At 45.5% G+C, this 15,478-nt stretch carries 13 protein-coding genes; 5 read left to right on the top strand and 8 right to left on the bottom strand.

Annotated elements, in window-relative coordinates; all coding sequences use genetic code 11:
* The 3 genes from P5683_RS10020 to P5683_RS10010 form a co-directional block, all read right to left on the bottom strand.
* A partial coding sequence (locus tag P5683_RS10020) for a Gldg family protein (protein ID WP_315669438.1) occupies nucleotides 1–1,552 on the bottom strand: 1,552 nt, incomplete at its 3' end.
* 8 nt (nucleotides 1,553–1,560) lie between these two features.
* Nucleotides 1,561–2,361 carry an ABC transporter permease gene (locus P5683_RS10015; RefSeq protein ID WP_006669374.1) on the bottom strand — a complete coding sequence of 267 codons (801 nt, stop codon included), beginning with the start codon at nucleotides 2,359–2,361 and terminating at the stop codon, nucleotides 1,561–1,563.
* Between the two features lie 43 nt (nucleotides 2,362–2,404).
* Nucleotides 2,405–3,460 (bottom strand): ABC transporter ATP-binding protein, encoded by a 1,056-nt coding sequence (locus tag P5683_RS10010; RefSeq protein ID WP_006669373.1) that lies wholly within the window; start codon nucleotides 3,458–3,460, stop codon nucleotides 2,405–2,407.
* Nucleotides 3,461–3,760: 300 nt separating this feature from the next.
* Here P5683_RS10010 and P5683_RS10005 point away from each other — a divergent pair, with 300 nt between their 5' ends.
* Nucleotides 3,761–4,630 (top strand): Uma2 family endonuclease, encoded by an 870-nt coding sequence (locus tag P5683_RS10005; RefSeq protein ID WP_006624055.1) that lies wholly within the window; start codon nucleotides 3,761–3,763, stop codon nucleotides 4,628–4,630.
* Nucleotides 4,631–4,705: 75 nt separating this feature from the next.
* Here P5683_RS10005 and P5683_RS10000 read toward each other — a convergent pair whose 3' ends face one another.
* A complete protein-coding gene (locus tag P5683_RS10000; RefSeq protein ID WP_006669372.1) occupies nucleotides 4,706–5,251 on the bottom strand; it encodes a peroxiredoxin in 546 nt (181 codons plus the stop codon).
* A 199-nt stretch (nucleotides 5,252–5,450) separates the two neighbouring features.
* Here P5683_RS10000 and P5683_RS09995 point away from each other — a divergent pair, with 199 nt between their 5' ends.
* Together P5683_RS09995 and P5683_RS09990 are read left to right on the top strand one after the other, a co-directional pair.
* Nucleotides 5,451–6,782, top strand: a complete 1,332-nt coding sequence (locus tag P5683_RS09995; RefSeq protein WP_006669371.1) for a peptidylprolyl isomerase — start codon at nucleotides 5,451–5,453, stop codon at nucleotides 6,780–6,782.
* Between the two features lie 93 nt (nucleotides 6,783–6,875).
* Nucleotides 6,876–7,109 (top strand): hypothetical protein, encoded by a 234-nt coding sequence (locus tag P5683_RS09990; protein WP_006624052.1) that lies wholly within the window; start codon nucleotides 6,876–6,878, stop codon nucleotides 7,107–7,109.
* An 836-nt stretch (nucleotides 7,110–7,945) separates the two neighbouring features.
* Here the strand turns inward: P5683_RS09990 and P5683_RS09985 are convergent.
* Nucleotides 7,946–8,122: a hypothetical protein gene (locus tag P5683_RS09985; protein WP_160162553.1), complete on the bottom strand. Its 177-nt coding sequence runs from the start codon at nucleotides 8,120–8,122 to the stop codon at nucleotides 7,946–7,948.
* A 102-nt stretch (nucleotides 8,123–8,224) separates the two neighbouring features.
* On the opposite strand from P5683_RS09985, the gene P5683_RS09980 reads away from it, so the two are divergent.
* Both P5683_RS09980 and pcrA read left to right on the top strand, forming a co-directional pair.
* A complete protein-coding gene (locus P5683_RS09980; RefSeq protein ID WP_006624051.1) occupies nucleotides 8,225–8,479 on the top strand; it encodes a hypothetical protein in 255 nt (84 codons plus the stop codon).
* Between the two features lie 75 nt (nucleotides 8,480–8,554).
* Nucleotides 8,555–10,894 (top strand): DNA helicase PcrA, encoded by a 2,340-nt coding sequence (pcrA, locus tag P5683_RS09975; protein WP_008053116.1) that lies wholly within the window; start codon nucleotides 8,555–8,557, stop codon nucleotides 10,892–10,894.
* 2 nt (nucleotides 10,895–10,896) lie between these two features.
* Here pcrA and P5683_RS09970 read toward each other — a convergent pair whose 3' ends face one another.
* From P5683_RS09970 to P5683_RS09960, 3 genes are all read right to left on the bottom strand, one after another.
* Nucleotides 10,897–11,865, bottom strand: coding sequence for a hypothetical protein (locus P5683_RS09970; protein ID WP_008053117.1), 969 nt, complete (start codon nucleotides 11,863–11,865; stop codon nucleotides 10,897–10,899).
* A gap of 136 nt (nucleotides 11,866–12,001) precedes the next feature.
* Nucleotides 12,002–14,194: a transglycosylase SLT domain-containing protein gene (locus P5683_RS09965; protein WP_006624048.1), complete on the bottom strand. Its 2,193-nt coding sequence runs from the start codon at nucleotides 14,192–14,194 to the stop codon at nucleotides 12,002–12,004.
* 34 nt (nucleotides 14,195–14,228) lie between these two features.
* Nucleotides 14,229–15,299, bottom strand: a complete 1,071-nt coding sequence (locus P5683_RS09960) for a bifunctional 2-polyprenyl-6-hydroxyphenol methylase/3-demethylubiquinol 3-O-methyltransferase UbiG (protein WP_008053119.1) — start codon at nucleotides 15,297–15,299, stop codon at nucleotides 14,229–14,231.
* Nucleotides 15,300–15,478 lie beyond the last annotated feature (179 nt).

The raw sequence follows: 15,478 nt of genomic DNA, 5'->3' as shown, positions 1-15,478 counted from the left end.
TTTCGGTAGTTTCCGCCGTGTCTGTAGTTTCCGGGGTGGGAGTTTCTGTGGTTTCCTCAGTTTCGGTAGTTTCCGCCGTGTCTGTAGTTTCTGGGGTGGGAGTTTCTGTGGTTTCTTCTGCTTCGATAGTTTCCGCCGTGTCTGTAGTTTCTGGGGTGGGAGTTTCTGAGGTTTCCTCAGTTTCGGTAGTTTCCGCCGTGTCTGTAGTTTCCGGGGTGGGAGTTTCTGTGGTTTCTTCTGCTTCGGTAGTTTCCCCCGTGGGAGTTTCTTGCTGGTTCAAAACTCTGGTTAAAGCGACCCCCAAAGATAGAGGGCCTTCGCGATCGGTTTCCGGGTTAAATTCTAATCTTCCCTCTACTAAATTACTTTCCGCCCAACTTTGTCTATCTGTCCAAATTATGGGAGTTTCAGTAATTCCGTCTACGGGGCGAGTTTCCACAGGACGCGCTGACGGAAACAGAGATATATTATTACCAAAATCTCTAGTAATAGGATGATCGCCATATTCGCGGACAATGGGAACCGTGGGACCCAAACCCACTAATCGACCGCTACCTGTTGCGTCAATAGCAATGCGATCGTCTAATTTTACTCCCCATTTATCCAATAAATCATCTAGCCCTGGGTCAGTTTTCGGGTCTAGCATTAACAGTAAACCGCCGCCATTGTCAAGGAAATCAATTAAGGCGTTAACTTCCCCTTCAAATAGCCTTTGTTGGGGACCTGCTACGACAATCACATCTGCATTTTCAGGAATTCCTGTAGCTCCTGCTAGTAGCAGAGGTTCAACAATAAAGTTTCTTTCTTTTAAACTATCAACAGCCTGTTGAAAGCCTCCTTGTCCGGCTTGAAGTGGTCTTTGTCCGTGACCTTGGAGGAAATAAATTTGGGAAGTGCGATCGCTAAAAATTTGTTCAATACTATTAGTTAATGTAACTTCCGTTAGTGGTTGTCTTCCTTCCCGGCGAATAAGTTGGCGACGGTTTCCTGCTTCCAGATGAATTTCACCAAAATTTCTCACCCCCAATTCTTGGGCTATACCCGGCTGCATTTGTGGATCAATAAACTCGTAACTAAATAAGGCTGGGTTTTTTTCTCGGTAGCGGTCTAATAATGATTGAGTTTGAGGATTTTGGGTCGGGTCAAATACCCAAACCTTTAAAGGTTCAGGGAGGTTGGTCAGTATAGTTTGGGTTTGGGGGGCGAGGGTAAATTGTTGGTTTTCGGTTAAGTCAATGCGAACTGGGTTCCGCACTGCAATAATATTAATAGAGGTGAGAATTACCATCACGGAAACTGTTGCCAATAGGGCGTTAGTCCCGGCTTGAGTAGACCGACGATTACCTAGTCGTTTTTGTTGCGGGTCAGTTTCCAAATCACCTTTTAATACTAACCACACCCCGATAATTACCACCCCAGCGATGATTAATGCTAGGGGAACTGGTTGCCAAATTCCTGATACGAAACCCGCTGATAAACCAGCGATCGCAATCATGGGACCTAGCCAAAATGAGTATTTAAAGAGTTGCCAAATAATTCGATTTTTTTTCATAAAACCTTTTACGAACGCTGGAAGCGAAACGCATCAATAGACTGGGCGGTGAGAAACACCCCTAACACTACATAACTGCCAAACAAGACCAAACTCCTAATCTCAATAACCCCTTGTACTAAATTAGTATAATTAGAGATTAATGATAAATGGGTGAGGGCATCTCCTAGGGGTCCTCCTACCGCTTGACCAATGATATCCACAACCCATAAAAATAGCACCAAGGCAAAAGTACCGATCGCCGAAAGTAAGGTGCTATCTGTTAGGGAAGAAATAAACATTCCCAGGGATAACACACCAGCAGCCAGTGAAATTAACCCCAGATGAGATACTATCATAATTCCTGGAGACATGGGAGGGCTAGACACACTGAGGGCGATCGCCTGTAGCACAAACAGTGGCAAAATCATGGTACTATAGAAGGTGAGAACTCCTAGTAATTTTCCCGTAGCTACTCCCCAGTTAGTAATTGGAGAAGTCGCCAACAGTTCTAGGGTTCCTCGTTTGCGTTCTTCTGCATATAATCCCATTGATAACATGGGCAGCACAAACAGAGATATGGTTCCCATAAGCCTCAGAAATACTTGCAGAAACTCAAATGATAAATCAATGGGGGGTTCCGTTAAACCCATTTGATCTCTCAAAGCTACTTGTTGAATCAGTCCCTCTGGCCCTAACAGAATAGCTATAAAAAAGTATCCCGTTAGTAGCCAAAAAATTCCGGCGATCGCATAAGCCAACGGAGAGGCAAAATACCCCTGGAGTTCTTTGCGATATATGGCGATGATATTACTAAAAACGACTAGCATAGTTTCCTATTAGTTTAAGCAGAACCGGAGCCATCATCAGTTATTAATTCTCAACTGTTTCTTCTGTGTCTTCTTCTAGCTGGTCTTCTTCTAGCTGGTCTTTGGCTATGTCCTGAGAATCGGGTTTATCCTCAGAAGGCGATCGGGCGATCGTCGCTTCTTCTTGGGCGGTTAGAGTTAGGAAAACATCCTCTAAACTAGCACGAGTGCGCCGCATTTCATAAACTTTTATCCCCTCAGTCACACAGGCGGCTATCAGCTCAGGTCCGGGTTCCCTGTTATTTTCACAAACGACCTGTAACCGCTGGTGTGGTTCCGTGGGAGATGTTGTTAATAGGTCAACTATTTTCACTCCAGGAACTGCTAACAGCGAGTTTAGGGTTTCCTCCTCGATTTCTCCCTCTACTTCTATCTCATACCCTGCACCCGCCGTCAACTTCTCCATCAGATTATCGGGGGTTCCCGTCGCTACAATTTGACCCTTATTGATAATTACCACCTGGCTACAGGTCATGCTAACTTCAGGTAAAATATGGGTAGACAGGATAATCGTATGGTCTCCGGCTAGACTCTTGATTAAATTCCGCACTTCAATAATTTGGCGCGGATCTAACCCCACTGTCGGCTCATCTAACACTATCACAGGTGGGTCATGCACGATCGCCTGGGCTATTCCCACCCGCTGACGATAGCCTTTAGATAGTTTACGAATGAGACTCTGGCGGCGATCCAATATACCGCAGCGTTCCATAGCCGCTTGTACTCGTAAAGGGCGATCGCCCGCCGCCACCCGTTTAATTCGCGCCACAAAATGCAGAAAACCCTCAACCGTCATATCAGGGTATAATGGGGGTGTTTCCGGCAGGTAGCCAATTCTCTCCCGCACCGCCATTGATTGTTCGTGGACTTCATACCCAGCAATTCTAGCTGTTCCATTTGTGGCTGGTAAATAGCCTGATAAAATACGCAGGGTGGTAGTCTTTCCTGCGCCATTGGGTCCCAAAAACCCTAAGATTTCCCCCGCTTTCACAGAAAAGGATACATCCTCAATGGCTGGGGTTGTGCCATAAATTTTGCACAGATTCTCAACTTCAATCATGGGTTATGTGCTATCGGTCTGGCAATAATCATCTTCAAGATTAACTGATTTCGGGACCTTCCTGATTATTTCCTGGGTCAGTCCTCCCTTCTCCCTTGGCGTGTTGATTTTTTCGTCATGAGTATAGCCATGAAACCCCCACAGGTTTAATCTAGGCGATCGCTCCTCCCTTTGTCAACCCCTATTATTCTTTAAAGGCGACGATGTTGGTTTTAACAGTGTTTCACAATAGGTGTAGACCATCAAATTTAGCCAAATGCTATACTATCTGCCATCACCTGCGATGAGAAACTACTGACTATGACCATCGCCCCATCATCAGAACTGGGAATTACTACCCTTCCCGACCATACTCAACTCCCCGACTCCGATGGCACTTTCGTGAAAAACTTTCAGGAGCATCCCCAAAGTATCTTATTGACTGATTCCATTCTATCAACACTAGATAGTCTACACCCAGACCAGCAATATGCCATAGGTCAAGATTCTGGTATCTATTGGCGATTAACAGAACCCCTAGAACGGGGGGCGGAATGTCCAGACTGGTTTTATGTTCCCAACGTTCCCCCAACTCTTGATGGTAGGGTGAGACGTTCCTATGTATTATGGCAGGAATATATCCCCCCTTTAATTGCCATAGAATTTGTGTCGGGAGATGGTTCAGAAGAACGCGATCGCACTCCCTTATATCAAATTTCTGGAGAACGTCAAAAACCCGGTAAATTTTGGGTATATGAACAAATCATCCGCCCCCCTTTCTATGCTATCTATGAGGTACGGAAAGCCAGTGTAGAAGTCTATCACCTAATGGAAAATCACTATGAGTTAGTGGCCGCGAATGAAAGAGGTCACTATCCCATTCACCCCATGGGTGTAGAATTAGGCATTTGGCTCGGACAGTATGGCAACCTAGAATTGCCTTGGCTGCGCTGGTGGGATAGCCAGGGTAATTTGTTATTAACCGGGGATGAACGAGCAAAACTGGCGGAACAACGACTTGAACAAGCTCAGTTGCAATTACAGCAGGAACGCCAACGGGCGGAAGCTGAACGCCAACAAGCTGAACTAGAGTTACAGCAGGAACGCCAACGGGCGGAAGCTGACCACCAACGGGCGGAACGACTAGCGGAGTTTTTGCGCGCCCAGGGAATTAACCCCGAAGAACTTTAAATAAATAGAGGCGATCGCACCTACGAAGAAAAGCCTAGAGGCGATCGCTCTCCCAAATTCTCCCTATTTGAACTCTCAGGAGTTGATCATTTCATCCAAACGCGCTAAGACCTCCTGACTGTGGATGGCTGGAATCACACGCACAAAGGTTTCTCGGAGAATACCATCAGGATCAATAATAAATGAATGTCGCATCGAAAAGAAATTTAACCATGAACCATAAGCCTTGCTGACACTTCCATCAACATCAGCTAACAGCGGAAATTTTAGCCCCTCAGAGTCGCAAAACTCCGCGTGGGAGTCCACATCATCAGCACTAATCCCTAAAATTTGGGTATTTCTAGCCATATATTTCGGTAAGTCTTCCTGAAAGCGACGGGCTTCTAGCGTGCATCCTGGGGTAAAATCTTTCGGATAGAAATAGACTACTACCCACTGACCCTCGTAGTCTGATAGAGACACCTCCCCATCTCCCGTATTCGTGGGAAGCGTAAATTCTGGCGCGGGTTCATTTAGCGGCGGAAGTTGACCCCCCAAGGCTAAGACCGGACTCGCTAGGTTTAGGTTAAATAAGGCGATCGCAATTCCTAAAATGAGACTGATCAAGGTTCGGCGTAACATAACACACAGATCTAAATTTCTTTACATATATTTACATATCTCTGCCCTCACCGGACTGGCGGAACCCTAAATCTATATTTGCAGTCATGGAAGTGCGATCGCACCATATACTCCCCTAAATTCACCAACAACTCTCAAATTTGTCTCGATCTGATCCCAAACAAGCTAACATCATTAACGGAAAAATACCATTTCAAACATGACAAACATTCAACCCTTAAATGGTCAAGCATTAGTAGCAATGGTGGTTAATGGATCACCAATTGTTATCCAAGTTGATGGTGATAATGCACCCATCACCGCCGGAAACTTTGTAGAATTAGTTGAACTTGGCGTTTATGATGGTGTATCCTTCCATCGGGTAGTGCGTGAACCATTCCCCTTTGTTGTACAAGGAGGCGACCCTAACAGCGTTATTCCAGGTTTTCCCCCTAACTTATTAGGAACTGGTGGATTTATTGACCCAGCTACAGGACAAGTCCGCAATGTTCCCCTGGAAATTATACCAGAAGGTGCTACCGAACCTATCTACAGCCAAACCTTTCAACAAGCCGGAATTACAGTTCCTCCCGTATTAAGAAATGTCCAGGGTTCGATCGCTATGGCGCGGTCAGGTAATGACCCGGACTCAGCCTCTTCTCAATTTTACTTTAACTTAGTTGACTCTCCCGGCTTAGATGGTGATTATGCCGTTTTTGGTATGGTAATGCAAGGGTTTGATGTCATTGACCAAATTCAACAAGGCGATCGCATTCAAGACGCGGAAGTTTTTGCTGGGATTTTACCAACTCGCACCTCTAATCTAATCACTGATGTACCACTTTTAAATGGTTTCATTAACACTCTTAACCGCGCCAGCTTACCCTTATCTTATGCCTTTCCAAGGGATTTGGATGCTGATAATGTCATCGAAATTACCCAGGAAATTAGCCAACAAAACCCTAAAGGAGTTTTCGCCGGGGGTGGTAATGATTTAGTGATTGGCTCAGAAATTGATGATGTAATTAATGGCAACCAGGGTAATGATACCATCTATGGCGGCGCTGGTAATGACCTGATTTGGGGTGGTCAAGGTGATGACCTCCTCTTTGGTAATGATGGTAATGATATCATCAACGGAAATCGGGGAAATGACACTATCTATGGCGGCGCTGGTGATGACTTTATTCGCGGTGGACAGGGTGATGATTACTTGTCTGGAGATGCTGGAAATGATATTCTCATTGGTGATTTGGGTGCTGATACCCTCGTCGGTGGTGAGGGTGCTGATACTTTTGTTTTAACCCATGCTGATGCTACCATTGATCAGGCTGATCTGATTCTCGATTTTAACCTCGCTGAAGGCGATCGCATTGCGGTAGTCGGCGATATTGACCCATCAGTATTAATCCTTAATTCAGTGGGTAATGATACTCATATCCTTCTCCCAGAGGGGGGTATTTTCGGAGTCGTTCAAAATGCACAACCTGATCTAGTTAGACAAGGACTATTTACCCTCTCACCCCAAGATTTAGCCCTGACTATTGGCTAATTTCTTACCCTAGGGAACTGTATTTTTATCTTATCAGTCTAGTTCCCTAGATTACTAAATACTATTACCTACCCTTCCTCACCAGTTAAAACTATGTCACCATTATCTTTAATTCCTCTGGCGATCGCTTGTATTTCTGTTTGGGTCAGCCTCAGTCACCACGGACACTGGTTTGATGAACTTCCCCGCCTTCTCGCCGCCGTCATCGCCACTATATCATCAATGTGGTTTTTTGTGATTATTCCCTGGCCGGTTAAACTTAGTCTAATTCTGTTAACCTTAATTGTCGGTAACTTTTTGCTCAAAAAACAACTAGGTCTTAGATAGCAATAAATACTCAATCAATATCGCATCTTTTCCCGTCCCGTCAAAAATTCGACAACAGCAATAGCGCCCTAACTCATTCCCCAGGGACATCCTCTCGTTGATTTAGACTATCTGGAGGTGAACTGAAACCATATCCAGTTGCATTGCTCCCATCGTCGCTATCTGAGGAAATATAAGGAACCTTTGTGGGCGCTACTACCGCGTTTTGACGAAACAGAGTTTAGAGTGAACAGCTTAGAATACCTCCTGGTTGACCGAGTGATTCCCTCGAATAAATCTAGTTTGGCTGGAGTTACATCGAAACTAACAAAGTTAAGTGCATAGCTCCCATCGAAAAAGTAGAGGAAATATCAGAACCCTATAGAGGGGCTGCTCTCAAACATGACAGACTCGAAATGAAACAGTGTTTTACCTCCTGATTTTCACTACATTGGCGATGAACAAGTTTGGATTCGTTCTAGTCCTCCTTTTAGATATAAAACCGACAGATTGAACATCGCTTTTGGTATCTGTCAAAGAAGCCTGTTTGACTTCAATTACTACTTTAGCACTATTAAATATAAGTGCAAGCATATTAAACCAAACTTAACAATTTAATGAGTGACACAATCTAAATATATTAAATTTCGTTAAAAATATTCTCTATTTTCCTGGGTATAGTATCCTGTGTCTTTTTGTCTGTAGGGGTTTGACAAGATTTTACTTAATAAAGTTGACCATTTTTGAGAAACCATTGTATTGACACGGAATCTGGTATAATGAGTTGTTTGTCTATAAATAAATGGCTAAATTTAGCGGGCAAATGTAAAGAGAATGTTACAATAGGGGGATTAATCCTAAGCCGAATCTAATGATGCACCCGCTGGACCAGGAAATCGAAGCAACTCGGAAGCAAATTTTAGCCCTAGAAAGGGAAAAAACCCAGATCCAGATTCACGCATAGGCAAATCACCCCAGAAATCACGCCAGAGAATAGCTCTCCAGAAGCGATCGCCATAGCCTACCGAAACCATGCGCGAGAAACCGCCCACCAGTCAGCAGAGGTCAAAGGTATAGAAGATGCGATCGCCGCCCTAAAAATCCACCTGCGCCATAAACAACAGCAATTAGAACAATTGAGACGCAGCCAGCCTACAGAAGAACAACTAGAAGAAAGCCGCCAGCAAGCGAAACTACACGCCGATCGCATAAACCAACTATCCAGGGAACTCCAAGCGGAAGCGAAAGCCCTGAAAGCGATCGCCGATGAAATCACCCCCCTCTACTGGCAGGTGTACCATAAGCCCTTTATTACCGGATTTAGCAATATTTCCGTCCCCCAGGTGCGTTCTGATGGGGATGTTTGGACAATTCTCAATAAACTTGTCTGAAGTCCCAAATCTATGGTAATGGTATACGATGAATACTACCCCCCTTTTGTTAAAGGTTAAGCGATCGCAGCCACTATGGAATCCGTAGACTTCCTAACTTCCCTCAACTCATCCCAACGCCAAGCCGTCGAACACTTCTGCGGTCCAATGTTAGTAGTTGCTGGCGCAGGTTCCGGTAAAACTCGCGCCCTCACCTATCGGGTAGCCAACCTGATCGACAATCATAAAGTCAACCCCGAAAATATCCTAGCCGTCACCTTCACCAACAAAGCCGCTAGAGAAATCAAAAACCGGATCGAGTCAATTTTTGCCCAACAGCAAGCCCAAAAACAATACCAGAAACCCCTATCAGCCTTAGAACCCGCTACCCAAACTCAACTGCGATCGCAAATTTACCGGAAACTCACCAAACATCTATGGATGGGAACCTTCCATAGCCTCTGTGCGCGGATTCTTCGCTACGATATCAACAAATACCAAGATGAAAAGGGCCGTCAGTGGAAACCTAACTTCTCAATTTTTGATGAGTCAGACGCACTAGCCCTAGTTAAGCAAATCGTCACCAAAACCCTCAACCTAGACGACAAAAAATTCGACCCCCGCAAAACTCGCTATAAAATCAGTAACGCCAAAAACCTGGGATTGTCTCCCCAACAATACCTACAGGAGAACCCCGACTATCAGGGGCGAGTAACTTCGGAAGTCTATAGTTTATATCAAGATGCCCTCGCAGCTAATAACGCCCTAGACTTTGACGACCTAATTCTCGTCCCCGTCGCCTTATTTCGCCAAAACGAACAAGTTTTAGCCTACTGGCATCAAAAATTTTGCCATATTCTAGTTGACGAATATCAAGACACTAACCGCACCCAGTATGACCTGATTCGCCTATTAACAACCAATGGAGAAGCACCGCCATCTTTTCACAATTGGCAGAATCGGTCTATTTTTGTGGTGGGGGATGTAGATCAGTCTATTTATTCCTTCCGAATGGCAGACTATCGGATTATGCTGGAATTTCAACAAGATTTTGGCGATGGTTTACCGGATGATGACAGCCGCACGTTAATTAAACTAGAAGAAAACTACCGATCGCGAGAAAACATCCTAGAAGTAGCCAACCATCTCATTCAAAATAACACCACCCGCATTGACAAAATTCTGCGCCCTACGCGATCGCCTGGTGTTCCGGTCTGCTGTCATAAAGCCGATGACGAAATGGCAGAGGCTAACTTTGTAGTTGATAATATCAGAACCATTATCAACCAAAACCCCGAAATCGGCTTCGGTAGTTTTGCCATTCTCTATCGCACCAACGCCCAATCTCGACCCTTTGAGGATGTATTACTGCGTGAAAATATACGTTATAACATTGTCGGCGGGCTAAAGTTCTACGATCGCCGAGAAATTAAAGATGCCATATCTTATCTTCGCGTTATTGCGAACCCCGCTGATAGCGTCAGTTTGCAAAGGGTGATTAATGTACCTCGGCGCGGTATTGGTCGCACTACCATAGACGGCTTAAATAATGCCGCCCAACAGTTAGGGGTTCCCCTCTGGGAAATTATTAGTGATCAAGACTCCGTTAATACTATTAGCGGACGCGCCGCCAAATCTGTTAATCGCTTCGCCCAAATGATTCAATCTTGGCGCGCGCGCCTAGAAACTACCACCGCCCTCGAAATTTTAGATGGCATTCTGGAAGACTCTGGCTATTCCCAAGACCTCAAACAACAAGGCACTGATGAAGCAGATAACCGCCTAGATAACTTGCGGGAACTCTGTAACGCCGTTTCCCAATTTCAGGAAGAACAGGAAGATACCAGTTTACAGGCTTTTTTAGCCAGTGCATCCCTATCCTCAGATTTAGATAATCTTCAGGAAGGAGAAGAAGCCGTTTCTCTGATGACCCTACACTCCGCTAAGGGGTTAGAATTTCCCATTGTCTTCCTAGTGGGTTTGGAAGAGGGACTATTTCCCAACTTCCGCAGTATTAACGACCCTCTCAGTTTAGAAGAAGAACGGCGACTTTGCTATGTAGGCATCACCCGCGCCCAGGAACAGTTATTTATTACCCACGCCAGGGAAAGGCGTTTGTGGGGGTATCGCGAACCTTGTGTTCCTTCCATGTTCCTAGGCGAATTACCACCAGACCTAGTGCAGGGATATAAACCTTTGACCCGTCGCCAAGCAGCCAAAACCACCACCAAGAATAAAAAAGCCAAGGGGACTACCAAGAAAAGTCCCCAAGAGTGGAATGTGGGCGATCGCGTTTTACACCGCAGTTTTGGTGTTGGTCAAATCACCCACATTTTCGGAGATAAGCAAGGTAAGCTATCTATAGCCGTTAAATTTCAGGGTTCTAGCCCCAAAATTCTTAATCCTAGTGTAGTACCTTTAGAGTCCCTAGATTAGGCCTAGAATATGCCCAGAATATTCCATATACTGCGGGTATACACATAACCCACCCCTAGCATCACCCCTACTTCCGTAGTCTCTCTGATGTAGCCTACATTAAAGCGACCCGTCAAGATGAAACTGTAGGAAATTGGTACGTCAACACCCGTCATAAACAGGGGACCGAAGCTAAAATCGCTATTGAATAGGTCCGCATAAATGATGCCAGCACCTATAAACGGAGAGGCAACTATACCCCCTGTATCTACCCGCATGGGGAAGCTATAGGTCAAAGCCGTGACACTAGCACCCTCACCAATAAGCACGCCGCCAGTGTGCAAAGATAGATTCTCAGAATATCCCGCTTTACTTAAAGTGCCGCCGCCTCCCTTACCCAAACCAGAAGCATTCCCGGTAACGCCAATATTACCCCCAACCGCAAAATAGCTGAAGTGGTTACTCAAGCGGCGGTTATTCCGGTCAGCCGCGCGGCGAGGATTATCCTGCCAGGATTGAGCTATGATATCATCCCCTAAGATATCATCCCCCAAGGCTATCTCTTCAGCAATGCGCCATTGTGGTTGTATGGCTACCACATTTAAATCAATTGCATCGGTAGAAGGGCTATTTTCGTTGATTTCTGACAGATACTGAGGAGTTTCTTGGCTATTAGTATTAACTAATTCCGCGATGGTTTCAACTTCTGGGTTAGTATTAACTACTTCCGCAATGGTTTCAACTTCTGGGTTAGTATTAACTAATTCCGCAATGGTTTCAACTTCTGGGTTAGTATTAACTAATTCCGCGATGGTTTCAGGAACTGCTAATTGAGATTCTAAGTCTTGGGCTAAACTCAAGAAATTTTTGTTAACTGGTGTTTCCTCTGATTCCTGAAAGTCTTTAATAGTCCCCGCCGCCAAAACTTGACTACCGCTCAAGGCTACGATCGCAAAACAAGCAAGAGCAACCGACTGTTTAAAAATGGTCATACTGGCTCCTCACAACATTCAGCTAGGAATAACGGAATCATACACCATCTTGCCAGGAAGGGAGAACCAAAATATATTTTTCTTATTAATTCTGGACTCTCCCCTCTCGCAGATTAACAGTCAGCCCACCATAACTTTAGTCAAATCTATCATTAAAGGTGCGGATATGTTCTGCCAACTTTTGAGAAATTTCTGGGTTATAAATCCTGAGATAATTCCAGTAATTTCCAAACACAGATTTCACATAACCATAGGTTTCAGGATAGGGGATTTTATCGATAAAGTCATCAGGATCATTAAAGCCAAACCGCCTTACCCAATTAGCTACCGCACCCGGACCGGCATTATAACTCGCCACAGCCAACAGTGAATTATTGTTATATTCTCGGTGGGTAAAATCAAAGTAATAAGTTCCCAAATTTACATTATCTTCAACATCTTCTAAAGAGTAGTTAGTCAGTTGAATTTTCTGGGCTACTTCTGCCCCGGTTTCGGGCATTACCTGCATTAATCCAGTCGCGCCAACCACTGACTTAATTGAAGGCATAAACCGCGACTCCTGGCGAATTAGAGCGGTAACCAAGACTGGATTTAGTTGGCGTTTATTTGACCAACTCACAATAGTTTCTAGGAAAGGAAAAGGATATAAAGACTCCCAATAACCCGGTTTTTGCTTCAAAGCCAGATATTCCTGATGTTCTTCGGGGTCATTCCGACGGCTAAGGCTGGAAATCATCCACAGTCCATCTAAGTTGTCACCGACGGCAATTCGCATTAAACCATCAGTATATTGTTGGGCGACAGAAGGCTGCTGACGATAATTACTAAATTCGACCTGCCACAAATTCCAGGCATCCTGACCGCGCCCTAGGCGATATAATTCCCTTACTGCCTCGGAACCTGCGGGCGGAATAGGTAGCTGTTCTAAGTGTTCCACATGGGGAGAGAGGGGGCGCACAGTGGTAAAATCTCCCACTGGCCAACCCAAAAACACGGCAGCCCGCCAAGCATAATAAGATTCAGGATATCTGGCTAACAGATATTCAAAAGCCTTGGTGGCATCTTGTGAATTCCCCTGCTGTCGCGCCCACCTTCCCAGCATAAAGGTAGCTTGCGGCGCTAACTCACTATCGGGGTTTTTGGTAATTAACTGTCGTGCCCATTCTGAAGCCAGATCCAGTCTTCCGGCTGTAGCACCCTGTTGGGCGAGAGTCCAACGCAACTGGGCGGCGGGTTCGGAATCACTATATTGACTTAGCAATAACTGACGACTCTGAGAAGCTGTCTCGGTAGATCTGAGTTTATCAAGCACATTAGCGCGCTCTAACAGGGCCTCGGCGGCATGATTAGGGAAATTGTCTACTACTTGATTAAGCAGGGGTAGGGCTTCTCTAGGCTCGACTAACCGCGCCAGTCTAATCCTTCCTAAGCCGGCATCTTCACCCCCAGGATCGGTTTGGGTGGGGAATGCGGCAATTAACTCTTGATAGGCGCGACGTGATTCGGGAATTTTGCCACTTAACCATAGTCCCCTGGCGTGTCGATACATATTTCTAGGGGTTTTTGGGGCTTTGGAATAGGCGATCGCCCCTTGAGCATAATCCATCTTCTCCCAATAGCCAAAGGCAATATTTTCCCAATCCTCTGGGGTAAGTTGTTGTTGATAATTCTGAGTTAACTTGGCTAAATAAGTGCCATATTCGGGTAGATGAATACCATGTTGGGCAATTAATAGCAATAATGGGAATTGATCGGGATTCTCTCTCAGGAGGGTTCTGGCAATTTCTACGGTCTGCGGGTGGGCGGGAAATTCAGCGATCGCCCTATCCCAATATTCCCGATTAGTTTCGCCTAAAGCATATAACCCCATGACCACGACGGGATCTTCTGGGTGGCCATCCACTAAGGCCTTCCATGACTGTGAGGCTAATCGTGTATCTCCAAGCTGTTCATAAGCCAAAGCCCGCATTTTCAGGATATGACCCGCTAAGACACGATAACTCCTCTCTAATCCATCTAACTTTTCGAGGGCGGCTTCTGGCTGTCCGGCTTCTAATAAATCCGCGGCTAGTAAAAATCTAGCGCGATCGCGATTTTCGGAGGTAGTTCTAGTGGTGGCAATTTCTTCTAATTCCTGGCGGCGGGATGCTGGAGACAACACCGCCAAACTCATCACAGCTTCTGAAGGCTGGGAAACTTCCGACATTTCCCCGGTCCGAGAAGACCAAATTTTTGGTAATTGCATCATCGGGAAAAATATTCCCACCAACAATGCTGCCACAGCAGCCACAACATACAGCGAAACTTGGGTAACTTTTCCCTTTAACATAATTCTTGAATCGGTAAGTTGTTTTACTTAAAACTTAATTCACCCGACAGAGTATCCATCGCAATGATATGGGAGGGTTATGTATCGGAAAGACATCTCTACCCTGACTCCAATTTTCAAACCAACCCGTTGGAGGCCAGGATTCGGAGGGGAGGTGCGATCGCTCATACTCATACACCGACTCATCGGATAATACCTCTAATGGTAAACCGGCCATGATCGAATTGAACTCCGATCGCGTGATTAAATAAGACCATTGCACCTGGGAAAGTTCCCTCGCCCGGTTATCAGGTTCATAACCTGGCTCTGTTAAAAATGTGTTAAACAACAACAGCCCCCCCGGTCTGATAGCATTACACATTCTCGCTAACAGGGTTCGCACATCCTGATTATTCCGAAAATGGGAAATCACCTCCGACACCAACACCAATTGATAGCTTTTCTGGGGTAATTGCAGAGACGGGTTCAAAATATTACTTTGGATAACCCGCACCGGTAATTGGTTCTCCTGGGCTTCTTTCGCGATAATTTGGGCAAATTCTGGAGTTAATTCTACGGCATCTACAGGATGTCCCCGCCTCGCTAAAGCTAAGGTATTGCGACCTACCCCAGCCCCTACGTCAAGAATGGGGGCGTTGGAGGGGGGGTTAAACTCTTTTACCACATCCATCAGTTTAGCGTCAGCATGAGAGCCAAACAAGGGTCCCTGGCGACTGGTTAACCACCGTTGATACTTCTGTTCGACTGATAGAATTTCTGTGAATACGCTTAATTTTAAGCCGCTGGTGAGTCCTTGGGTGGGGTCTGGCGGCTCGTATTTAAAAATTATCCGAGAATGGGGTGATTGATTGTAACCGTATCCTAGTTTCCGCGCTACTAATTCCCGCAGGGCTGTCATTTCTTCCTGGGTGAATGTCTGTCCTAGGGATTTTAAAATTCGATCAAACTGGTCCATGTATTCGTCTATCATGGACGGGATACAGGGTAGGCTCATTTGACCGCTGGCTGCTGTGAGTCGCTTTACCTTTAATGAAATGGCGTTTGATAAAATGGCGTTGTTCATATTTTGGCGATCGCTCAGAGATATCGGCTTGTTTGCTACCACCGGTCAAGTATCCTCAATATACAGATTAAGTGCATTTCTGCTAATTTAACAAAAATCTGCCCATAATTTGGTTAGTTCCGGCTATCACGTAAAACTCCTGGGAGGGTTGGAAGCTCCGTGATTTATCGCGGAGAGGAAAACCGACTCAAGCGGATGACCGCCGCCAGCACCCCCTTGCG

Source organism: Limnospira sp. PMC 1279.21, assembly GCF_032349615.1.
GTDB lineage: Bacteria > Cyanobacteriota > Cyanobacteriia > Cyanobacteriales > Microcoleaceae > Limnospira > Limnospira fusiformis.
This window is presented reverse-complemented; position numbering and strand designations above follow the sequence as displayed.